General features: G+C 66.6%; 18 protein-coding genes. 7 read left to right on the top strand and 11 right to left on the bottom strand.

Annotation, left to right across the window (positions count from 1 at the left end; translation table 11 throughout):
- Positions 1-63: 63 nt before the first annotated feature.
- Entirely contained in the window at positions 64-309 is a 246-nt protein-coding gene (locus DB30_RS22200; protein ID WP_052552255.1) for a hypothetical protein, read from the top strand.
- A 1-nt stretch (position 310) separates the two neighbouring features.
- On the opposite strand, the gene DB30_RS42400 is transcribed toward DB30_RS22200, so the two are convergent.
- Positions 311-907 (bottom strand): FKBP-type peptidyl-prolyl cis-trans isomerase, encoded by a 597-nt coding sequence (locus DB30_RS42400; RefSeq protein ID WP_240480300.1) that lies wholly within the window; start codon positions 905-907, stop codon positions 311-313.
- A 416-nt stretch (positions 908-1,323) separates the two neighbouring features.
- Between DB30_RS42400 and DB30_RS22190 the strand changes: the two genes are divergently transcribed.
- A complete protein-coding gene (locus DB30_RS22190) occupies positions 1,324-2,037 on the top strand; it encodes an efflux RND transporter permease subunit (protein ID WP_052552253.1) in 714 nt (237 codons plus the stop codon).
- Positions 2,038-2,130: 93 nt separating this feature from the next.
- On the opposite strand, the gene DB30_RS22185 is transcribed toward DB30_RS22190, so the two are convergent.
- Positions 2,131-2,556, bottom strand: coding sequence for a hypothetical protein (locus DB30_RS22185; RefSeq protein WP_146660083.1), 426 nt, complete (start codon positions 2,554-2,556; stop codon positions 2,131-2,133).
- 293 nt (positions 2,557-2,849) lie between these two features.
- Between DB30_RS22185 and DB30_RS22180 the strand changes: the two genes are divergently transcribed.
- Positions 2,850-4,019: an EF-Tu/IF-2/RF-3 family GTPase gene (locus tag DB30_RS22180; protein ID WP_052552249.1), complete on the top strand. Its 1,170-nt coding sequence runs from the start codon at positions 2,850-2,852 to the stop codon at positions 4,017-4,019.
- 62 nt (positions 4,020-4,081) lie between these two features.
- A complete protein-coding gene (locus DB30_RS22175; protein WP_146660081.1) occupies positions 4,082-5,461 on the top strand; it encodes a hypothetical protein in 1,380 nt (459 codons plus the stop codon).
- Positions 5,462-6,146: 685 nt separating this feature from the next.
- Here the strand turns inward: DB30_RS22175 and DB30_RS22170 are convergent.
- The 3 genes from DB30_RS22170 to DB30_RS22160 are packed head-to-tail and all read right to left on the bottom strand — an operon-like array spanning position 6,147 to position 8,382.
- Positions 6,147-6,455, bottom strand: coding sequence for a hypothetical protein (locus DB30_RS22170; RefSeq protein ID WP_052552245.1), 309 nt, complete (start codon positions 6,453-6,455; stop codon positions 6,147-6,149).
- Positions 6,452-7,624, bottom strand: a complete 1,173-nt coding sequence (locus DB30_RS22165; protein ID WP_165703892.1) for a serine hydrolase domain-containing protein — start codon at positions 7,622-7,624, stop codon at positions 6,452-6,454. The genes DB30_RS22170 and DB30_RS22165 overlap by 4 nt, the downstream gene beginning before the upstream one ends.
- A 26-nt stretch (positions 7,625-7,650) precedes the next feature.
- Positions 7,651-8,382, bottom strand: coding sequence for a hypothetical protein (locus DB30_RS22160; RefSeq protein ID WP_165703891.1), 732 nt, complete (start codon positions 8,380-8,382; stop codon positions 7,651-7,653).
- Positions 8,383-8,437: 55 nt separating this feature from the next.
- Between DB30_RS22160 and DB30_RS22155 the strand changes: the two genes are divergently transcribed.
- The 3 genes from DB30_RS22155 (at position 8,438) to DB30_RS22145 (ending at position 11,928) form a co-directional block, all read left to right on the top strand.
- Positions 8,438-9,568, top strand: a complete 1,131-nt coding sequence (locus DB30_RS22155) for a lipoprotein N-acyltransferase Lnb domain-containing protein (protein ID WP_052552239.1) — start codon at positions 8,438-8,440, stop codon at positions 9,566-9,568.
- Between the two features lie 44 nt (positions 9,569-9,612).
- The gene (locus DB30_RS22150; RefSeq protein WP_052552236.1) at positions 9,613-10,773 is read left to right on the top strand and encodes a DUF7802 domain-containing protein; all 1,161 of its coding nucleotides are present in this window, start codon (positions 9,613-9,615) and stop codon (positions 10,771-10,773) included.
- A gap of 267 nt (positions 10,774-11,040) precedes the next feature.
- A complete protein-coding gene (locus DB30_RS22145; RefSeq protein ID WP_052552232.1) occupies positions 11,041-11,928 on the top strand; it encodes a GIY-YIG nuclease family protein in 888 nt (295 codons plus the stop codon).
- 62 nt (positions 11,929-11,990) lie between these two features.
- Here the strand turns inward: DB30_RS22145 and DB30_RS22140 are convergent, their stop codons facing one another.
- The 6 genes from DB30_RS22140 to DB30_RS22115 all read right to left on the bottom strand — a co-directional run bounded on the left by DB30_RS22140 (position 11,991) and on the right by DB30_RS22115 (position 21,833).
- On the bottom strand, positions 11,991-12,524 hold the full coding sequence (locus DB30_RS22140) for a hypothetical protein (RefSeq protein ID WP_052552230.1): 534 nt from the start codon (positions 12,522-12,524) through the stop codon (positions 11,991-11,993).
- A gap of 22 nt (positions 12,525-12,546) precedes the next feature.
- Positions 12,547-14,898 (bottom strand): serine hydrolase, encoded by a 2,352-nt coding sequence (locus DB30_RS22135; RefSeq protein ID WP_165703890.1) that lies wholly within the window; start codon positions 14,896-14,898, stop codon positions 12,547-12,549.
- Between the two features lie 632 nt (positions 14,899-15,530).
- Positions 15,531-16,112, bottom strand: coding sequence for a hypothetical protein (locus DB30_RS22130; RefSeq protein WP_052552226.1), 582 nt, complete (start codon positions 16,110-16,112; stop codon positions 15,531-15,533).
- 561 nt (positions 16,113-16,673) lie between these two features.
- Positions 16,674-18,977 carry a hypothetical protein gene (locus tag DB30_RS22125; RefSeq protein ID WP_052552224.1) on the bottom strand — a complete coding sequence of 768 codons (2,304 nt, stop codon included), beginning with the start codon at positions 18,975-18,977 and terminating at the stop codon, positions 16,674-16,676.
- A 33-nt stretch (positions 18,978-19,010) separates the two neighbouring features.
- A complete protein-coding gene (locus DB30_RS22120; protein WP_052552222.1) occupies positions 19,011-20,975 on the bottom strand; it encodes an ATP-binding protein in 1,965 nt (654 codons plus the stop codon).
- Positions 20,976-20,996: 21 nt separating this feature from the next.
- Positions 20,997-21,833, bottom strand: coding sequence for an ABC transporter ATP-binding protein (locus DB30_RS22115; RefSeq protein ID WP_052552220.1), 837 nt, complete (start codon positions 21,831-21,833; stop codon positions 20,997-20,999).
- Between the last annotated feature and the right edge of the window lie 109 nt (positions 21,834-21,942).

Genomic DNA, 21,942 nt, shown 5'->3' with positions numbered 1-21,942 from the left:
ACTCGACCTGGAGTCCGCTGGCGAGTCCGGTCGCTGCTGAACGTCGCGGCTCAGGCGGGCATCGTGTCAGCGACGACGGGCCCTGACAAGGGCCGTTTGATGGGGTTGGTGCTGGACAGGAACAGACCAGCTCTGGCAGATGCCGCGACATTGCATGATTCGTTTAGCCAAGAGCAGCTTCAGGCGATCGACGATGAGATCGCTACATTTGCCGCACGTATCGACGTTGCCGAGCATGCCCTCATCACGCGGCTTCGGGTCTTCGATGACTACGAAGCACGACAACGCCCAAGTGGGATGGTCGGCTAGACTACGGCCGTGGGGGACGGGGCTCGACGCTCAGCACCTCGACGAAAAACACCAGCGTGGCGTTGGCCGGGATCGTGCCGGGCGCTCGCTCCCCATAGGCGAGCGCGGGCGGGATCACCAGCGTGCGGCGCATGCCCGCGCGGACCCCCTCGAGCCCGCGCTCCATACCCGGGATCATGCGCCCAAGTCCAAGCTCGATCTCGAAGGGGGTCGCGCGCGCGTAGGTCGAGTCGAATTCGGTCCCGTCCAACAGCTGGCCAACGTAGTGGATGCTGACGCGGTTGCCGGGCAGCGCAGGGGCGCCTGACCCCGGGGTGTAGTCGTGCAGCACGAGGCCGTCGGGCAAGACCTCGCTGCGGATCGGATCGGCGGGGAAGCCGGGGTACGCTGGCGGCGGAGGAACGCGGGCTTCCGGCGCCGGGCCGGTGGTCACGGCGAGCGGCGCGGGTGTGGTCAGGGCCTCGACGACGAGCGGCTCCACGTCTTCGGGCTTGGGTTCGGGCGTACCAAGCTCGGCGGCCACACGAGGCGCACACGCCAGGCCCGACGACAGCGCCGACGCCAACGCCACGACGGCGACCAGGTTGAGTCCTCGCACGTCACAACCATAACCCAGCCGCAGGCACGGCTGGGTATACCAAGACCGAGGTGCTCGATCTGGCGAGCGGCACTGTAATCGCAGCGGAAGCCGAGGACGGGTTTTGCCCGGTCGGGTTCCACGTCCTGGACTGGTGGGACGTGCACGATGGCACCATCATCCCCGGCAGCGAGTATGGGTCTGCGAATCGCGAGTGGCCAACTGGCACATTCGGCTTCATCTGGGGACTCGACCATTCCGTATCTCTGACAGTGCCGCTCCGCTGTAGTCCGCGGGTGAGCGCGAGCGTCCCGCGAGTCCTGTGCAGCCTCGCGCTCCTCGTCGGTGCGTGTCACAGCCGTGAGCCCCGAGCAGATCGAGATCGAGCCCCAGATCAAGCCCCAGCAGCCCAGCAAGCCGCGGATACAACCCCGCCCGTGGCGGTCGCAGTGGCTGCGCCAGGCGTCAGCGCCACGGACGTCGAGCACCTGATCGTCTCGCCGATCGAGGCGGCGATCATCGGCGTCCCCGGCGTGTCGCACGTCACCTCCGAGGCCCGCGAGGGGCACGCGCGGGTCGAGCTCCAGTTCACTCGGGGCACGGCCGAGGCAGGGAGGATGGCGGTGGTCGAGGCGTTGGCCGAGCTGCGCTCGAGTCTGCCGCCGGACATCGACGGCCCGGTCGTGCTCCCGCCCGCGGGACCCAGCTCGATCGAGCTGCGGTGGTCGCTGAGTAGCGACGACATCGATCTGGCCACGCTGACGAAGCTCCACGATCGCCTCGTCAAGCACAGCTTTGGCGTTCCCGGGGTCAGCTCGGTGCAGGCCTGTGCGTTGCGTAGGCGGATCGTCATCGAGCTCGACCCGAGGAGCATGCTCGCGCTCGACATCTCGGGCAGCGAGGTCGAGGCTGGGCTACACCGCTCGCTGCTCGGGCGCCCGGAGCTCCGGCAGGCGACGGCCGACATCGAGTCGCTGCGCTCGACGATGGTGGCCGCTGCGACTTCGTTGGCGATCATGGCCTACCGCAAGCTCGGCGGCGAACGCCCGCGGTGTCGACCCCGGACCGCGGCAACTTCTACGCGCGCCAACACCTCCAAGCACTGTAGTGCTGGCGCGGAGCGGCCTGCGGTTCACGAGCGTGTGCGGTAGTGGGGTATGAAGATTCCCCCGGCCTCGTTGACCTGGTCCAGCAACTCGACAGGTAGACGCTGCTCACCGGGTCAGCGGCTGCAGTCGGTGATTTCAAAGGTCTGTGTGGGGATCGAGGACTTCCTCGACCTGTTGCGCGGCCCCGCGTCGACAGGCCGGGTCGCTGGCTCCGTCGGCGAGCGCCCGAGCGGAGCTCGGGTCGTCTGCCATCCACATCGCCAGGACCGCGTTCTTGCAGGTGTACTCGAGGGTCGCCTCGAGTTCGGCCGCCCAGGGCGAGTCGTCGTCAACCGAGAACTGTTCGGCCGCGGCCACGAACCGGGCACCCGCCGCGGCGTAGTTCCGGTCGGCATAGAGCGTCTCGGCCTCGGCGAACGTCGCCTGTGCGCTCGCGTAGCGATCTGGGATCGCTACGCGGTCGCGGGGCACGAGCACCGGGATCCCATACAGCTCGAAGACCAACTCGTCTTCCTTGGCCGTCCCGAACAACCCAGCAAAATACTCCGGATCAGTGGACACCGGACCGCGACACTCGGCCGGCACGTCGATGATGATGGGTAGCGTCTGCGCCGCGCCAGGCGAGTCCGACGCGGCAGGGGTCGAACTGGCGCAGGCGCACAGACCGAGGACCAGACTCGCACCGAGCGGTGACGTCCGCCTGTTCGTCTGCGCGTACATGGGCGGCACCAGCATACTCTACGCGGTCCAAGGATGCCGGCCGCCCACGCTGGCGACGCCAGGGCCCTCGGTCCTCGCGGGCGTATCACCTGCACCTGTAGGTCGGTGAAACGCCCACGTATAGTCATCTCGGCATGACCGAGATGGACCGGCCGCAGGGGGGCGAACAGAAACGCCTCCACATGATCTCGGTCGGGCCGTCGGCGGAGTCGCTCGGCCTGCTCTCGCGCCTGTTGAGCGAACGGTTTGGCGATCGTGACCGGCGCCCAGGGTCGACGCCGGACGGGGCGAGCGGGGACCAGCCGCGCCTCGAGCCCAACCAGCGCAGCTACAACGTCGACGGGGTTCGCGTCAGCCACCGCGATCTACCCGCGACCTCCTTTCCTGGCGCTGCCCTGGTCTGTGGCGATGGGGGCTGGGGCTGGGTCGTGGTCTTGCCGTTCGAGTTCCTCCGCGGGCAGGCGACTGGGTCGCTCCTGCGGCTGCTCCGATCGCTGGGGGAGCGTCCGCTCGCCGTCGTCATCGACGATCCGAGGTCGGACCACGATGCCGGCGAGCTACGAACGGAGCTGGTGAGCGCGGGGTTTCCTGCCGCATTGACCCCGATCGTCTGGGGTTCGCTGCGCGAGGCGGTGGCCGACCCCGACGCGCTGGCGACCTCCGACCTCTTGCGCCCCTTCGTTGCGTGGATCGTCGAGAGCGCGTCGCGTCCCGGTCGCGATCTGCGGACCGAGCCCTTCTTCTTGTCGATCGAGGATCGCTTCAACATGCCCCGAGACCAGCTCATCGTCACCGGGCGGATCGAGCGGGGGACCGTGCGTACCGGCGATACGCTGACCCTCCACGGCTCGCCAACGACGACGAAGCGGGTCCTCGGCATCGAAGTGTTTCGCAGGCGTCTGGTCGAGGCGGAGGCCGGCGACGTCGTCGGGCTGCTCCTGGAAAACACGCGCTTTGCCGAGGTGAAGCGCGGCGATCTGCTGACCGCCCTGCGGACGCCCGGGGAGCTTCGCCGGCGGGTCCGCGCGGCGGTCCACCTCCAGGCTCGCGAGGTCTGCGGCTATCACGGGAGCTTCGACGGCGCGGTCTTTACCCTCCACCTGCGTACGGCGATCCACAGGGCGACGATGCGGCTCGCCGCGGATCATGCCTGTGGGTGGGATCTCGAGATCGATCACGACCGTACGCTTGTCGTCGACCTCGAGTTGGAGGAGCCCTGCTGGTACGAACCGGGGGCGCGCTTCGGCCTGCGGATCGGCGGGAAGGGGGCGGGTTTCGGTGTGCTCCTCGGGGATCCTCCCTAGACCGATCTTTTTCTCGTGATCGATCGGGCCTTCGATGGCAATGGACAGTTGTGCTCCCCGACTTGCGTAGCTGGAACATCGCCGTCCCCGCAGCCCTGCTGGCCTGCACAGCGTGCGGTATTCCCGCCATCGATGACGCCACCCCCGTCGAAACAGGCGAAGAAAGCAGCAGCAGCGACTCGGACGCGACGACGACGAGTGAGTCCGAGACCACCGGTGAACCGCCCGAGACGGAGACAGGCGACGGGCAAGAGCCCGAGTGCACGAGCGATCTCGACTGCGATCCTGGGGAGGCTTGTATCAGCGGCCAGTGCGGCAGCAACGACGGCTACGTACCGCCGCCGCCCGACGAGTGTGACAACAGCGTGGACTGCCCGGGAGGCCAGGCGTGCTTCGAGACGTACTGGGACTGGGATCACACCTTCAACGACTGCTATGCGGTACGCGAGCTCGCGGACTGCGAGGCACCGGTGCTGGTCGAGATCCCGCTGCCGCCCGAGGCGGGGGACGCCATCGATCTGCAGTTCGCCGACGTCGACGGCGACGGCTTCGACGAGCTCGTGGTGCTGACCGAGCAGGAGCTTCAGGTGTTCGACGAGGGCCAGCTCAGCTCGAGCACGCCCCTACCGCCCCATCAGAACACCGAGCTCGAGCTCATGCACGTCAACGAGGACGGGCAGCTCGACGTGGTCATGACCAGCGACCAGACCAGCCAGAGCTTCATCGCGCTCGGGCTCGGCGCAGGCAGCTTCGCCGCGCCGATCGCCGGCCCCGACGATGAGCTCGCGGACAGCTTCAGCCTCGACTGGATCCCCGGGGGGCCCGACGAGCTCATCGCGCGCGCGGGCGCTCTGATCAACATCTACCCGGACCTGCTCACTCCGATGGCCGACCACGAGCAGCTGTGGGCCAACGCGAAGCGGCTCACGGCCGGGGTCACAGACGATGATGAGCCACGGATCGCTGTCATCGAGCCCGGCAAGCTCGACAATTTCGGCAGGGTCACCACCCACAGGCCTCCGGACGTCAGCAGTGATTGGCCGCTCGAGTACCGCGGCCTTGGGGATCAGCCCAACCTCGCCTACGGCCAATTTAGCAAAAACGTGGTCGATCTGATTGTGATTGATGCCTACCCAGAGGGCACGCTCGTGACCGGCCCGGGCGGAGTTTGGTACGCGTGGACCGAGGCGAGCGAGCTCATCACTCTCGATCCCTTCGCTGCGGGCAGCGATAGCGTACTGTTGTTCAACCCGGGTCCGCCCACCCTGTTGTTCGAGGACTCGGACAAGAACGAGGCGATCGGCTGCCAGGCAACCCTCGACGTGCTCCCGCCCACCATGGTGCGCGCGGCCGTAGGCGACATCGACGGCGACGGCTTCCCCGAGCTGGCGGGCATCGATTCGGGGGGAGAGCTCGGCTTGTGGAGCACGACGCCCGGGTGACTCGACTCGACCCGACCCGACGCCGGGGCCCGCTGGTGCAGGGCCAGCCAACGCTGGCGGATCCGGCTGAACGTCGACATCCAACTATCGGTTAATTAGTTTAGCGTATACGGCATCCAAGTATCGGTTAAGTAGTTTAGCGCGAAGCACACCATCGATTTTATCAGCAGGTCCAGGTGCGCGCATTGTTCTTCACGTATTGAGTTGCTCTTGGCTTTGCGAATTTTGGCCGAGGTGCCGCTGGCGATACATGCGCTGACGGCCAGTCACAGCACATCACCAAGATATAAATGCACGTTTTCGAGCCTGACTACACGTAATCCGTCACGGCGGCGATTCATCTTGACTCACCATCACACCCAGGATAGTAAATAAAAGTGCGTTCAATGGTGAAACGGCTCTCCTGGGGTCTGCTTGCATGTGCGGGCGCCCTGCTGGTTATCTTGGGCCAAGAGCCCCTCTTGTTCGGAGCGCTGGCGGAACCACTACCTTTCTCTTCCGAACGATTTAGCCCGATGCAAATCCTCGGAGGAATGATCACCATTCCAAGCTTCGCCATGGTGACGTGCAACCCTCAAGGGTCTAACGCCAACGCCGAGACATCAAACGCAAATATTGCGTAGTCGCCTTTTCGATGAAGGCCAGATGCGGGCCAGATGCGGGCCAGATGAGGCCCAGATGAGGTTCAGTTGTCGAGCACGCAGCCCGTGCGCCCGTTGAAGTGCGCGCTCGCGGACCAAAGCCCGAGCGCCGTCGCTGACACCCGCTGTCGCTCCCGATCAATCTTGGCCGCCGCCACGTCCGGGCTCACGCGTGTCCACGCGGTGCAGTGCTCCTCGGGCAGCTCCATGACGAACAGGCACGAGCACGTCTCTTTGGCCTTTTGCCGCACGGCCAGCTCGAGGTCGTTGTTGTCGTAGCCTTCATCGATCCCGCACGAGGCCACGGCGACCAGACCGAGCGCGAGCAGGCCAACCCAGCGCAGGCGCGTCATGGCAAGTCCTCCGCGGCGAGCCCCAGCGCGAGCCCCAGGTAGCGATCTTTATCGAACGCGCCCGTCTCGCGATCGTCGGCGGTTCGGACCACCACCAGATCTTCAGACGGGATCACGAAGATCGTCTGGCCCCAGTGCCCAAGCGCGGCGTAGGTGTCGGGCGGCGCGCTTGGCCAGCGGCTGTCGATCATGAGCTCGGGGATCGGGGCGTTGATCCACCAGTGACGCCCGGCGGACGCGTCGTCGTCGCGCGCCCACTCGAACGAGCGCTCGGACAAGAACGCTGGGTTGGGCGCGGTGCTGAACGCGACCCAGCCCTCGGGCAGCAGCTGCTGCCCCTCCCAGCACCCGTCGCGCAAGAACAGGTAGCCCAGGCGGGCCATGTCACGCGGGGTCGTGTACGCATACGAGGAGCCGACGAAGGTCCCGGCTTGATCGCGCTCGAACACGGCGCTGTCCATGCCGATCGGATCGAACAAGAACTCCCACGGGTGGCTGGCTCGCAGCGACTCGGGCAGCGCACCCTCGAGCACGGCGGACAGCAGGACCGAGTCGCCCGAGCTGTAGCGGTAGACCGTGCCCGGCTCGTAGGCCAGCTCGTGGCCGGCGACGAACCGGGCCATGTCCCGCGATCCAACCCCGTAGAGCATCGCTATGACCGAAGACAGGTAGTAGGGATCGTCCTCGTAGCCCTCGTTCCAGTCGTAGCCGGAGCCAAAGCTGAGCAGGTCGTCCACGGTCATGTCGCACGCGTCCGCGTCGACCGGGTAGTAGTCGCAGACCGAGTCCTCGACGCCCAGATCCCCGCGCATGACCGCGACACCGACGAGCGCGTTGTGGATGCTCTTGCTGACCGACCAGGTCAGGTGGCGCTTGTGTTGCGCGTAGCCGCGAGCGTAGCGCTCGTAGATGATCCGGCCGCGGTGGACGACGACGACGCCGTCCGTGCGGACGCCGAGGCGGTCCTCGTCCGCGCCGACGAGCGTGAACAGGTAGTCCTCAAACGCTGTCTGGGCGGCGCTTTGCCCAAGTGGCTCGACGGCCCAGTCGGGCTCGGGCCAGGCGACGTCCTGGGGGCAGGCGGCGTGGGCCTGGCTCACGAGCCCGCTGACGCAGCAGGCCGCCAAGCCGAGCCCCCAGCGAAGCCTCAGGCGAAGGCGGGCGCGCACGAGCGCAGAGTGGGACAAACGCGTGGTCAAAACTGCAGCTCCAATACGGGTACGACGAACTCGAACGCGGCCGGCCGTGCGGGTGAGGCCGTGGTCGCTGGCGGGCCAAACTGGGGCCGGCGGCTGAGCTCGGCGGTCATGGTTGCCAAGCCGCTGGTCACGAACGCCTCGCCGATGATCAGCGCGGCGGTCTGGCTGGGGTTGTTGAGGTCCGCGCCGCCGAGCAGCGCGCCAGCGAACACCCCAAGGTGGACGACCTGGCGGACCAAGAACCCGGGCCAGAAGCGATCGCGCTTGGGCGCGACCGTGCGGCCGAGCGCCCACTGAAACGTGTAGTTCAACAGCGGTGGCGCGAACGCACCGACGATCAGCGCGCCAAGCGGGGAGCCCAGCCCCTGGCCCGTCTGCCCGATCCGCCGCGCGACCCCGTAGGTCATCGTCTGAACCACCAGCGTGCTCGCCACGCCCGCGCCGTAGTGCCAGCCGACGAACCGCCAGTTGGGTTGGTCACGGGGATCACGGCGATGCTTGCCCGTTGGCTTTGGCTTCGGCCCCAGCGGTGGCTGGGGCCGCTCGGCCTGGGGGTCTGGCTTGGCCCCAGGCTGAGTCGCGGCGAAGGGCAGCGGGGACGCCCGCGCAGGCTCCATGGTCGCCACGGCGCCAAGGTTTCCCGCGCAGCCCCCCAGCGCGAGGCTCAGGCCCAGCAGGGCGTGGCGCAGCGCTGGCACGACACAACGCCGCTGACTCGGTCGTGGCACGCGTGGAAGCTAGCCCGGACCCATGCCCGGCGTCTACGAGCTATTGTGATGCGCGATGTTCATGTTCGCGGTCACGGTGGCGGCGGTCCTCGCCGTTCAGCCAGCTCCGAAGATCGACGTCTACACAATGGGCAGCGGCGACGCGCTGTTTCACCGGTTTGGCCACGCCGCGATCTGCACGATCTACGAGGACTCACCGCGCGACTCCAAGTGCTTCAACTACGGCACGACCGACTTTGGCTCGCCCCCCAGCGAGCTCGGCTGGAGCTTCGTCCGCGGTCGCTCGCCGTTTTGGGTCTCGGTCTGGCCGGTCCAGCGCATGATCGACCTGTATGTGAGCGACGACCGGTCGGTCTGGCGTCAACGCATTCCGCTCGAGCCCGAACAGGCGAGGGCAGCCGCGGCCAAGCTCGAGGCCGACGCGGCGCGCTATGACGGCAGCGGCCCCGAGGCCACCTACGCCTATCATCACTTCCAGGACAACTGCACGACCCGGATCCGCGACATCCTCGATGACGCCAGCGGCGGCGTGCTGAGCACGGGCACCGACGCGCCGCTTGGGGTCAGCTTCCGCGAGCTCGGTCAGCAGGGGATCGCGGACATCACCGCGATCCCCGTGCTCGCGCATGTGTTCGTGGGCCGTGCCGCCGACCGCGAAGTGAGCGAGTGGGACGCGATGTTTCTCCCGCGGGAGTTGCGGGGGTCGATCGAGGCCCGGCTTGGCGTGCGTCCAGAGCAGATCCACGCGCGGCAGGGGCCGCCACCCGTGACGGGCGGCACCACGGGGCGGGGCTGGCTGTGGCTGCTCGCGTTGGTCACGCTCGCGCCAACGGGCCTCGCGTTCGCAAACTGGAAGCGTGGCCTGCGAGGCGCGCTCGCGGTCACCGGCGGGATCTTGTCGATCATCGGCGCGATGGTGTGGCTGCTGAGCATGATCAGCGAGATGCCGGAGCTTCGTTATAACGAAGCGCTGCTCGTGTTCTGGCCAACGGATTGGCTGCTCGCGCTGGCCAGCCCAGACCGGCGCAGGACCTACGCGCGGGCCCGCGTCGCGGTGTTGCTCGCCGTCGCCGTGGGCCTTGGCGTGGGGCTCTTGCGCCAGCCGCTCGCGGTGGTGCTGCTCATCCCCCTCGCGCCGATGCTGCTGATCGCATGGCGCCCCGAGGGCTGGCCGAGCGAGCCCTGACCGGGTCCAAGACGAACGCGCAGCGATGACATATCGTGCCCCGAATGAGCGCGCTGCTTCAGACCGCGATCGCCCCCGAGCTCCCGTGGCACCACTTCACCAGTCCGCTCGAGAAGTGGGCGGTCCAGCCCTCGTTCGTGCTTGGCGAGTACTTGTTCATGATCTGCGCCGTGCTGGCGCTGGTCCACGCGTGGCGCGAGGGTCGTGATCACATCTTGGTGTGGGTCGCCGCATTGATCGCCGGCACCGCCAACGATCTGATCTTCATGGCGCTGCCGCTTGTCGACAATTTCTGGCAGGCCCAGGCGCAGATCATGATCACGATGCGGCTGCCGCTGTACATCCCCTGCGTGTACGTGTGCTTCATGTACTACCCAACCGTCGCGGTTCGGCGGCTGGGCTTGCAGCCGGTCGCCCAAGCCGCGCTCACGGGGATCCTGGCGTGCGTGTTCTATGCCCCCTACGACATCGTTGGGGCCAAGTTCTCGTGGTGGACCTGGCACGACACCGACGCCCCGATTGCGACGCGCCTGCTCGGCGCGCCGGTCGGCAGCAGCCTGTGGGTGCTGACCTTCGTCGCCTGCTTCTCGTGGCTGTTGGATCGGGCCCTGGCGCGCAGCCAAGAGGTCACGGGCAAGACCTTCGCGCTGGGGCTGGGCCTGGTCGCGGGGTGCACCTCGATCATGATGGTGCTGCAGATGACGGTGCTGCAGGAGCTCGACGGCGGGACCCCGGGCTACGTCGCGTTTGCGGTCTGCCTGATCGGCTACGCGACCCTCGTTGTCGTCTGGCGCAAGACCGCCAAGCCCGTGCCCGCGCGACCGGGTGACCGACTGCTGCTTGGCGCGGCGATCTTCTATTTTGTCTCGCTGATCGGGATCATGGCGGTGTTCGACCCCGCGACCCACGTCAACACTGGCGTGCATCAGACCGTTGGCGAGTGCTACGTCGAGGCGACCGACATCACCGGCGCCACGCGCTACGAGTTCTTGTGCACCAGCGACTTCGACGAGGACTACTCGTTCGAGTGCGTGGACGAGCCGCCGCCCGAAGGGGCGCAGTGGTACACGGTGTGCGGGCGGCCGCACACGAACTTTGCGGCGTGGATGTCGGGCGTCACCTTGCTCGGGGTGATCGGCAGCGGGATGTTCGTGCTGCTGCTTGGCGATGGGCGCCAGCGCCTGCGTGGGCCCGGCGCGAGCTGACAGCTCCACGTAGAACTGAACCTGGTCCGCACTGCCCAAACTCGCTCCGATCCGGCTATCATCCCGGTCCCGTGCCCAAGCCGAGCAAGCGCACACTCCTGGCTTTGCCTGGCCCAGCATTTCGCCGTCGAGATCGACCCGGCCCTGCCTGCTGATGACCTCGCCGCGGTCCTCTCGCGCAAGCGCAGCGTGAAACTCGCTCAGGTGATCGAGCAGCTCAACACTGCACAGATCTCCCCGTGATCCCAAGCCCCCAGAACCGTCCGCATGTCCAAGCAGATCAAGATCTTCCTCGTCGACGGCACGCCCACCGGCCTGCGCACGGCCGAGCTCGGCCTCTCCACTTGCAAGGCGGTCATGGCCCCGCGCTCCCAGCTCGCCGAGCTCCAGCGCCGCGAAGAGGCCGGCCGCACCGGCGTCTACTTACTCGTCGGCCCCGACCTCAAAGATGCCCGTCGTGACGCCATCTACATCGGCGAAGGGGACAACGTGTTCCGGCGCATCCGCGAGCATGACATGTCCGACCGCATGGATTTCTTCGAGCAGGTCGCGCTGTTCGTGAGCAAAGACGAGAATCTGACAAAGGCCCACGTCCGCTTCCTCGAAGCTCGGCTGTTGCAACTCGCTGATGACGCCAAACAGTCGATCATAGTCAATCATCAGCGCCCTGAAGGCGGCCAGCTGCCCGAGGCCGATCGCGCGGAGATGGAGGAACTCGTCCAACACATTTTGCTGCTTGCGGGTACCTTCGGCATTCACGCGTTCAAGTCGTTGCGGCACGCTGCTGCTCGTGATTCCGCGGAGCAACCAGACCTCGGCCTACGCTTCAGCTACTCCGGCAAGGGGTACGATGCGACGTGCGTGTTTCGGGACGGGGAGTTTCTCGTCCTGGCGGGGTCGACCGTGCGGGTCGAGGAGGCCAACAGCCTTTCCGACTACTCGCGGGCCAAGCGAGCCGCGCTGATCTCCAATCGGGTCCTCGTGAGGGAGGGAGACCTACTTCGCTTCACCAAGGACCACGTGTTCCCGTCTGCCAGCGGAGCCGCCATGGTTGTTTCTGGAGGCACGGTCAATGGCAAGCGTGCCTGGAGGCTCGAGGATGGCCGTACATTTGGCGACTGGGAGCAGGCGCAGTTCGAACTCGAGGACGAGTGAACTCGCGGCTGCCACTCGCTGATTCCGAGCCAGCGCCTGTGCTCGCCAATCGCTAATATCGTCTACTCCCCACAGCAGCAAATCGCCATCAGCGTGAACTCGTTGTCGCTCATCCACGGGATCTGCTCGTCACACGGACCCGCCATCGTCTGATCGGGCCCTTCGTCTTCGGACGGACCGCAATTCCCGTCGAACCCAACGTTGAAGAGCATCGCGGTGAGGCCCGAGCATCCTTTGGCAACGCAGACGCGGCCGCCAGCGCCGCAGAACTCATCGCAAGTATTGAGCTGACTGCTCTCGCCCGCACAGAACGCCGACCACTGCGGACCGCACGCACCCTCGACACAGCCGCCCGCTTCCCAGTCCGTCCCCTCCCACCAGAGCGTGCACGCGTTGCCGCAGGCGCCACAGTTGTCGTTGTCGCTCATGAGGTCGGCGCCACCACAAGGCAGATCCGGAACCGGAGGCCCTTCGTCGACATGGTCGACCCCTTGGTCGTTGCAGTCAGGGCACGGTGGCGGCTTGCGACACGCGAAGATGCCCACGGTCAGGATCGTGAGCATCAGGTAGGTCAGGTTGGTGCGTGTGATGGGCATGGTCGTCTCCGTGCCGTGTTTATCAATATGCTGCCAGGATGTTTCCACATTCGTTACCCGTGATCGTCGCGGGGTCGTCGGCGCAAGGGAACTGACTGCCCAACATGCTCGAGCCCCAACCCAACGGCGCGTTGAGGAGCGGGTTGATGAAGTCGGAAAATCCATTCCCGATTACGTTCGCTAGGAAGACCACAGTAAAATCCCACTGACGATTGTGCAGAATGAGGGACATGGTGCCATCGGCCCCGCCGGCCATGGCAATCCAGTTGCCGCGCGCGTACCAACCCAGGCCGTAGGCCCACTTGCTGGCCCGGTCATTCTGGAAATTCCACCACTTCGGATCCCAGAGTTGGCTGGCGACGGTGAAAGGCATGAGAAAGTCGTACTGGGCGAGCGTTCGCACCAACACACCGAGCGACTCGCCGTCGCCGTGCCAGCCGCCCGCAGCCAGTGGCGCGCCACCCATGTACACGCGACCGGCGTAGCGGAACACGGACGCGAAGTCTGGTGCAGACGCAAGGACAGGGCCAGCGTTGATGGCCCTCTTCGGCGAACTATCGCCGTTGGCGGGTTTGGGGGGCGCCTCGGAGGCCAGGCGTGGAGTCGGAGGGGTGCACACGCCAGCAATGCAGGCCGAGACACCGCGGCACGGGCGATTCTGCGTTGGGTCCGTTTGGTTGACAACGCATCCAACGCAAGTGTTGGAGCTCGCACACGTCCCTCCCGGCAGATAGCTACAATCCGCGTCGGCGCTGCATCCTTCGGTGTACGGGTGCGCGCTGTTGATCAGATAGCTTCGCAGCCCGGCCTGGGTAGATTCATCAACGGCGTTGCGATGGCCTGCGTCAGGATAGATCTCTTGATGGAGGTTGAGCGGCTCGAGTAGGCTATCTCGCACGTACTCCGCGTACGGCACGCCGGACTGTACTCGCACAAGCTCCCCGAGCATGGAGAAACCGGGGTTCGAATAGATGAATAGGCCCAGCTGGCTCATCTTGTACGTTCCAGCGTCCCAGTAACTGTCGGTCGTTTTTGCGTCGAGGTGCCCGTTCACCACGTAATCATACATTGCCTTTCCATCGATTGGGTAGCTCATGTTCATGAGCGATGGATTGGAGTATGAGTCCACGAACGCGTTGAATCCGCCTAAATTCCTCAGCACTTCAACGATGGTCGGCGTCGACACCATGTTCGGAACTCCTACGATCCCGGCTGTGCCAGCAAATGGCGCCGTGAGCGGGATGCCCTTGGTGTCGAGCTCCTTCACGACCGCGGCGGCGGTTATCGACTTGCTCGCGCTGGCCAATGCCATCTTCGCGTTGAGCGAGGTGTCCGGGTAGTGGGCTGGCGCGTAGGTGTATGCCCGGTTGAGCACCAACTCGCCCTTCTCGAAAATGTGCAACGTCGCCGAGGGGCGAAAGTACTCGCCTTGGCTCTTTGTGCCTTCCAGCGTCATGACCTTGATCGCGCTATCTTCGAAAGGTGCGTACCGTGCGGCGAAGGTCGGGCCGCTCTCGTCGAGGCTGTCACCTACGGCGACACGCAGATAGGGGTCGCTGCGGGTCCACAGGCCGGCATAGCGAGTGACACCGGTGTCGGAGTAGGCGCAGGTCGTCTCGAGGTGATAGCCGCTCTTGCGCCAGTGGATGTCCTGCTCGTTGAACAGGCTCTCGTCCATGTTGTAGCGCATCTCGAGCTTCATTTCGGGCGAACGTTTGGTCCACAGCACGTTGAACAGGGGCAGGGTCTCCGACCCATGCTCATAGGTGCCACGGAAGGCGTAGTAGCCTTTGCCCCACTCGGTCTCCGCGGTCTCCCATAGGCTGGCCCAGTGCTCAGCCAGCGATACTTTCCAATCGGTGGCCTGCACGCCGTCGCTCACGAAGATTCCCGCGTATTCGCTGAGCCCGCCTCGGTTGCGGCTGGCGATCGAGATCGGGCGAAATCCGGTCTTTCGGAACACTGCGAGCGCCCCGTTGAACACCGCCCGCCGCTGACCCACCACGATCTTCCAAGGCAGCGGGTTGTTGTCGTAGGTCCACACGATGGTCACACCGACTTGGCCACTCGGCAGGCTGAAGGTGTCGATCGATGTGGGTCGGGGTTCCCCCGGTGCCGATGGGCCGCTCAGCGCGAGCTTTGCCTCACTGAACAGACTGGAGTATACGTAGGTCTTCGTTTCGCTCCGGTAGTTTGCGTCGTCGTCGGATACGTAAACCGAGCGGTCGGCGATTGCGAGTTGCGGTACGGCGCCGCCCTCGAGCGACACTTCCGCATGCACGGAACTCGGCCGAAACCCCACGCGTAGCTTGTCGCTATGGCTAGTGACGAAGTCCGCCCAACCAACTCCCGCCTCGAGCTCCGCAGCCGTCACTTTCTTCGCGTAGTGCCTCGCGCCGAGGTCATAGCGGGAATCGTGTACGAGCCCGTTGCCGAGGGTGGACGGTGCGCGCCAGGTCGAGGTGGGATCTGGGGAGCCCGGTGGTTCGGAACCACCTCCGTCCAACGGATCAATTGCCTCGGGTGGTCCAGGGCCCCCAGTCTCGTCTCCCGCGCCTATCATGGGGTCCTCGGCAGGACAGGCGGCTAGAATCACTACCATGGCGATCATCGCCCAGAAGGCGAGTCCGACGCCCAGGTGGTGGCTGCGGCCCCTCATGCGCTAGGTCGTCTAACTATGTGTCGTTTCACCGTCAATTTTGGGAGGATGCAAAGATGCGACCGGCATACCGTGACAGGCCGCAACTACCCACCCGCAATCTCTCCAAGCAGCCATCGAGACCCTGGCGGATGGCTCGCGGGTCCAGTGACTTGAAACGTGCAGGGGCTCGGACACAGAGTCGCCAACTAGCCTTGCTGGCGGATCCGATCTTGGCAGTGATGGTCAACGAGCGGCCGCCGGGTAGGCGCGACTACCGCACGGGCTGCGTGGACCGGAGCTCTCGGGCCCACTCGGGACCATGGTCGGGCTGTATGAGACGCACTCGAGCAGCGAGACACGTACGACTACGACACGCTAGCTGCAGCCGAGGGTTGCTCGTCAATGCGCAGCGCACCCGCGAGCCCCGGACCGTTGACGATGAACCGCGCCGCCGCGTAGGGCTGCTCGACGGTGTCGCTGGTGGGCATGTGCCATTGAACGTCACGCTCGAGGAACAGCTCGCGCTGGGTGGCCCAAGCTTCGTCGCTGCTGCCGTACACATAGAGTCGCACGAAGCCAGGCACTCGCAGCCAGCCGTCACCCGGGTTGGCGCCCGAGGGCACCCAACGGAGCACGCGCTTGCTCTCTACCATCTGGCCCTGCCACGCGCGCCACGGGTTGGGCATGCGATCGCGGAACCGCCTGCGGTGGTCGAACTCTGCCCAGTGCAGCTCGAACTCTTCCGAGGTGATCTCTTCGGCGTCGGGGTGCTTGGCCATGTAGCTGACGCTGACCGGACGCCGCAGCAGGATGTCTTCCGGTGAGAAGCGAACCCCGTCAGCGTGGACCTGAAGCTGGCGATGCACCCATCCCTCAGCGTCGATCTCGTAGAGGGTGACGCCTGGAGCGCCGTCTTCACTGCCCTTGTACATCCTGATGTAGCGCATGGGGGAGATCCGATATGTCCAATCACCAGCAAACAATGTGTTGATGGCCCCGGTCTGAGTCGCATGAATGCGAGTGCCATCAATCTGCCGAGCCGGGGGGGCAACTCACTGCTTGTGCGTCTACATGTTTACACGGGACTGGGGCATTTTTCAACACTGATGATAGAAAATTTAAGCTGTGCTGAATTCCTTGGATGCAGTGCCAACGGAAGCGCGGAATCGAGCATTCGAGGCGCGCGGTGGAGTCCTGCGATTTGCCCGCATGCCTGTTGCTGGCCATTATCGCCATAAAGTCGAGTTTGTAGGACCGAGTGGCAGATTTCTCCAGGTGTGTGGACGCGCGAGCTAGGCCCAATGCTCTGCCTCTGCCGCGGCGCGATAACGAGCTATGGTGGATCCGGATTCCAACGTGGTTGGAATAGCGTGGGTTGCGCATATTTGGGGCGTCAGCGCTATGCGCTCCCATCGAGGCACGTAAATCGACACTGAATGCTCGCTGTCATTGGGGCCAAATGACCACAGTATTAGTAATGACCCCCATGGCGGGCTTGGCCCCGAGCTTCACGGGTGCCATCGCTTTAGCATCGCCACCGCCTGTTCGGACGCCTCGTCGGCGCCCACGGCCTGATCGAGCGCGGGACACAGCAGCGGCAGCGGCCAGCTGGCCGTTGCCCTGTGTAGGAGGTCGCGGAGCGCGGCTGGATCAGCCGCAGTGGGGATGGCGACCAAGACCCCGACGGTCGGGAGCTGCGGCGGGTCGGGGGTGTCAGCTTCAACGCGCGGGTCAACGGCCGTTCGGCCGGGGTTGGTGATGCGCTCGAAGCCAAAGCCCTGGGCATGGATCTGCGCGCGGAGCTGCTCGAACGCCTCTGTCCCGGGGTCGTGACCCCGGAGCAAGAACGCCCGCATGGCACCGGGCTCGGTGATCGCCACGACCTCGAAGCAGGGCCGATGTCGTGTCGGCTCCGCCGGCTCGCGCAGGTGCGCGTCGAGATCGACCGGCTCGAACACGACGCGGTCGTGAAAGTGCTGGGGGTCCGCGGGCATCGAGATCTCGATGATCTGGGCCCCGCACGGGGAGGTTCGGCGGGCCCAGCAGCGCTGACGCTCGCCGCTTGCTTCGATGAACTCACAGCGAATGACACCCAGGCGCGCGTCCATGGGCCGCTCGTTGGCGAGGTCGTCGAGCTCGCCGTCCGGCAGCTCAAGCCCAAGCCGGGCCGCCGCCGCGCGAACGCTGGCCCAACGACCGAGCACCGTGGCCGCGGTGATGCGGTCCCAGTCGAGGGTGCCAGGTGGGACCGAGGCGGCGGCGAGCTCGAGCGCGTCGAGGGCGGTCTCCCAGTCGGCGTGGGCCCGGGCCACGGCGGCCAGTCGCAGCCGGAACGCGTGGGCTTGGGGGGCGCGGTCGAGCGTGGCCTGATCCAAGGCGATCGCCCGCTCGAGCAGCCCCCGCTCGCGCAGGCTCTGGCCCAGCACCCAGCGCAGGGCGAGCGAGCTCGCGTCTTCGTTGCCGACCAGCAACTCGAGCGCCGCGTGATCGTGCGCGGCCAGCAGGGTCTGGGCCAGCTCCAAGCGAACGCCCTCGTGCGCGGCGCTGCTGGCCTCGAGCAGGGTCCGGGCCATGTCCGCGCGACCGACCTCGCGCAGCGCAGCGGCGCGCTCGAGCAAGCGATCGACTTGGTCTTGTTGTGGGTCTTGGTCTTGGCCTAGGTCCGGGTCTTGGTGGGCGAGTCGGTCGAGCTCGCGCTCTGGATCGCGGCTGGGTTCGATCGAGACAGGCGTGCGCTCGAGCGCGGCGAGGCTGGCCTCGACCGCTTCCCGCTTGCTCGCCAACAGCTGCGGCCGCCGCAGCTCCCCGATCACGGCGTCGACGTCGTCGAGCAGCAAGCGGGTGACCACGCGCGCGCCACGGGCCGCGGCCAGGCGCGCGCCGATCAAGGCCGTGCGCGCGGTGTCCCAGTACGCGCTGCTCTCGAAGAATTGGCGCTGGATCTTTAATAGATCGCGGCCGACCTGCGCCGTGTTGTCCAGCGCGCCCAGGTCGATCAACGCCGCGAGGTTGTCGACCCAGTCGCGCAGGTGCCCACCGGTGTCGATGATCGTCGAGAGCGGCGGGTGCAGAGCCAGGGCCTCGTCGACGCGCTCGAGCCTGAGCAAGATCCCCACGCGGCACTGTCGGTGGGCCATCTGCCGACTGCGACCGTAGTGGGCCGGGTCGCGGATGCCATCGACGATCTCGAGCGCCTGCTCGGCGCGGTCGAGCAGCGCGAGCGCCCGGGCGCGGTTGAGCCGGCTGTTGAAGCCAGGCTCCAACTCCCCGTGCTCGGCCGCGAGCTTGGCTTGGCGCTCGATGAAGGCCAGCGCGTCTGCGGGCTTGTCGTCGTCGAGCAGCGCAGACACATACTCGGCGCTGATGCAGTCGAAGCAGCCCCAGCTGGGATCGATGCGGGCGAGGGTCTCTTGGGCGACGGCGAGGCGCTGGGGCACGTACCCGGGGCCATCGCGGATCGCATAGCAGACCGCGAGGTCTTGCACGGCGCACACGCTCTGCGGGCAGGCTTGGGTCTGGGCGCCGCTGGCGAAGTCGAGCAGCGAGACCGCCTCGCGCAGCTCATCGCCGGCCCGGCGCCGATGCAGCACGCGGCTCTGCAGGTTCCAGTGGCGGACGAACAGCTGCACCCAAGGCTCGTCGAGCTCACGGGCGAGCGCGAGCGCCTCGGGGACCATGCTCTCGACCCGCTCGTGGGCCTCGTTGACCGCGGCCGAGGGCAGCTCGTCGATCAGCTGCGCGAGGCGCTGGGCGTTTGGCTCGCCGCGCCGCAGCCTCGCGTTGGTCTCACGGACCCAGGCCCAGATGTTCATGACGCGCTCGCTCCCAAGTCTTGCATGGGCGGCTCACGCTTGCAGCAATCGTTCGGCGAGCTCGCAGATCTGGGTGAGGGCCGCCTCGCTGCTCATGTAGCGCTGCTGTTCGTCGGTCTGGGACAACAGCGCGACCAATGGCCGGAGCAGGCCCAGCGCAGGCGCGGCCGCGGAGGCGGGCCCCTGCGTGCCAAGCAGCCGGCCGAGCGTGGCGATCACCTGGCAGTCCAAATTCAGGTGCAGGCGGACCGGCGGGCCGGCCTCGATCGTCTGGGTGAACAGCCGGGCCAAGCCAAGCGCCGCGGTGCTGATCCGGCGATCCGCGTCGTCGGCCTCGATCCGTTGCTTGAGCTCGACTTCGCGATCGGGCACCAGCACGAAGGGCAGGTGGGTGGGCGCGAACCGACTCAGCACGACCTCGACCTCGCCGCTGTCGTGCTCGGCCGCGAACGCGCGTCGCAGGCCCTCGGCCGCGCCCGGCTCGAGCTCGTCGTCTTCGACCTTGCGAAACAGCGCCTGCTCGCCCCGCTCGGTCCCGAGCATGACCAGCGGCACGCCGCGCTGCTCGGCCCAGCGCCGCGTGACCGCGAGCGCGCCATAGCGGCGGGCTTGAACGACGGGGACCGAGAGCGCGCGAAACAGCAACTCTTCAAACCCGCCGCGCTGGGCCTGGCTCACGTAGATCTTGCCCTGGGAGCGCTCGAGCACGCGCGTCAGGCTGAGGTCGCCCTGCGAGGTCGGGATCGTGGCTTGCTCGGCGACCAGCGCGAACAGCCGCGCGTCGCAGATCGCCGCGCCCAGCAGCGCCTCGTTGTGTCGGTACAAGATCCGCCGCCAGGTCGCTGGCTGCTCGCGCGCGATCTGGCCAAGCCCCAGGACCAGCGCGTCGAGCAGCTGGGCGGCCGCGCGGTCGTAGGCGCTGTCGCGCTGCAGATCCTCGCGGCTGGCCGTGGGCGTCAGGCCCAGGCCCTCGACGGCGGCCCCGATGAACCCGGCCCAGCGCGGCAGCAGCTCGCGGGCGTCGTCGGTGATCATCATGCCGCGCACAAACACCCAGACCCGGCGGTTGTCGGAGCTACCGTAGGTGGTCGAGTCTTGGATCCACAGCAGCCCGCGGACCTCCGGCGGGTCCGCGGCCCCGTCCGCCCCGCCGATCTCGATCGTGCACAGCGGCTCGAAGTCGGACTCGAACCGGGCGGCGAATTCCAACGCGAGCTTCTGCCGACGCAATGGCGCGAGCTCGCGATCGTCGCGCCACGGCGGCGGATCGGCGTTGACGGCGTCACCCTCGGCGGGCCAGCTGGCGTCGAGCGGACAGAAGATCGGGTGACGCAGCAAGCAGGCGTAGCGGATCAGCAGCCGGCGGACTGCGAGCGGGTTGGCCAGGGCGTGGTGAGCCTCGCGCAGGTGCAAGGTCACGCGCGTGCCAACCGGACGCGCGGCGCCGACCTCGAGCGTGTAGGTCTGACCATCGCGCGAGACAAACCGCCAAGCCTGGTCGGGCTGCTGGTACGAGCAGGTCCACACCTCGGTCCGCTCGGCGACCACGAACGCCGACAGAAAGCCCAGCCCGAAGTAGCCGATCAGGCCGTCGGACCCGGTCTTGGACCCGGCCTTGGACTCGAGCTTGGACTGGGCTTCGGCCAGGTCGTTGGCGGGGGCTTCAGCCTGGGCCGCAGCCAGGCTCTCGCGCTGTCGCAGGGTTCGCGTGTAGCCGGCCCCGACCGTGGCGAGGTAGCGACGGATCTCGTCGTCGGTCAAGCCCGCGCCCGTGTCTTCAATCGTCAGCGTGTGTGCGCTGGGATCGGCGAGCACGTTGATGCGGGGCTCAAACCCCTCGCCGGCCTCGATGCGCCGACGCTCGCACGAGTCGTGGGCGTTCTGCACGAGCTCGCGCACGGCCACCATTGGCGTTGAATAAAGATGATCGCCGAGCACCTTCATCAGGCCCTCGAGGTCGACGCGGGTCTTGTGCAGGGTCGTGGAGTGCTCAACCATTTTCAGCTCGGGCCGAGGCCTTCAGTAGCGGACCGCGCGGCCCTCGGGGTCGCGCACGAACTCGATCACCTCGGGGGCGTCGCACTCGCGAAAGTAGTTGGGGGTGCCCAGATGCGCGACGTGACCCCTGTGGATCAGGGCGATCCGGTCGGCCACGCGGAACACGATCTTCATGTCGCCGCTGACCATGACCGAGGTCAGGCGCAGCTCTGACTGCAAATTCTCGATCATGTCGCCGATCCGCGTGACGCTGATCGGATCCAGGCCGCCGGTTGGGTCGTCGTACAAGATCGTGTTGGGCACGGTCGCAACCGCGCGAGCCAAGCCCACCCGCTTTTGCATGCCGCCCGACAGCTGGGCGGGCATCCGCATCAGCACCTCCTCGCCAAGGCCGACCCACGCCAAGCACTCTGTGACCCGGGCCCGGATCTCGGCGTCGGTCATCTTGGTGTGCTCGAGCAGGCCGTAGCCAACGTTCTCGAGCACGTTGATCGAGTCGAACAGCGCGTTGCTCTGGAACACGTGAGACATCGACTTGCGCATCTCGACGAGCGCCTGGTCATCCATCTCGCTGAGGTCTCGACCGCGGTAGAACACCTCGCCGCTGACCGGCTCGAGCAGCCCGCTGAGCAGCTTGAGCAGCACGCTCTTGCCCGAGCCCGAGAACCCGATGATCACGAGCACCTCGCCCTCGTAGACCTTCAGGTTGAGGCCGCTGAAGATCTGCTTGGGGCCGAAGGCCATGTCGACGTCGCGGGCTTCGAGCACGACCTCGCGGCCGGCTGCGACGTCGATCGCATCTCCCCGGGTTGGCAGCCGAGGCTGCGAGTCGCGCTTGCGGACGGCGGCATCGGCCACGCGGCCACGGTAGCAGAGCTGAAAACGGGCGTCCGCAACCGCGCGAGAAGCTCACTTTCAGGGTGGGGGAAAAGGTCTCGTCCGAGCGAAGATCAGCCTCCGCCATGGC

Source organism: Enhygromyxa salina (assembly GCF_000737335.2).
Classification (GTDB): Bacteria; Myxococcota_A; Polyangia; order Nannocystales; family Nannocystaceae; genus Plesiocystis; species Plesiocystis salina_C.
The sequence above is the reverse complement of the archived record's forward strand: the minus strand, read 5'-3'. Positions and strand labels throughout refer to the sequence as shown.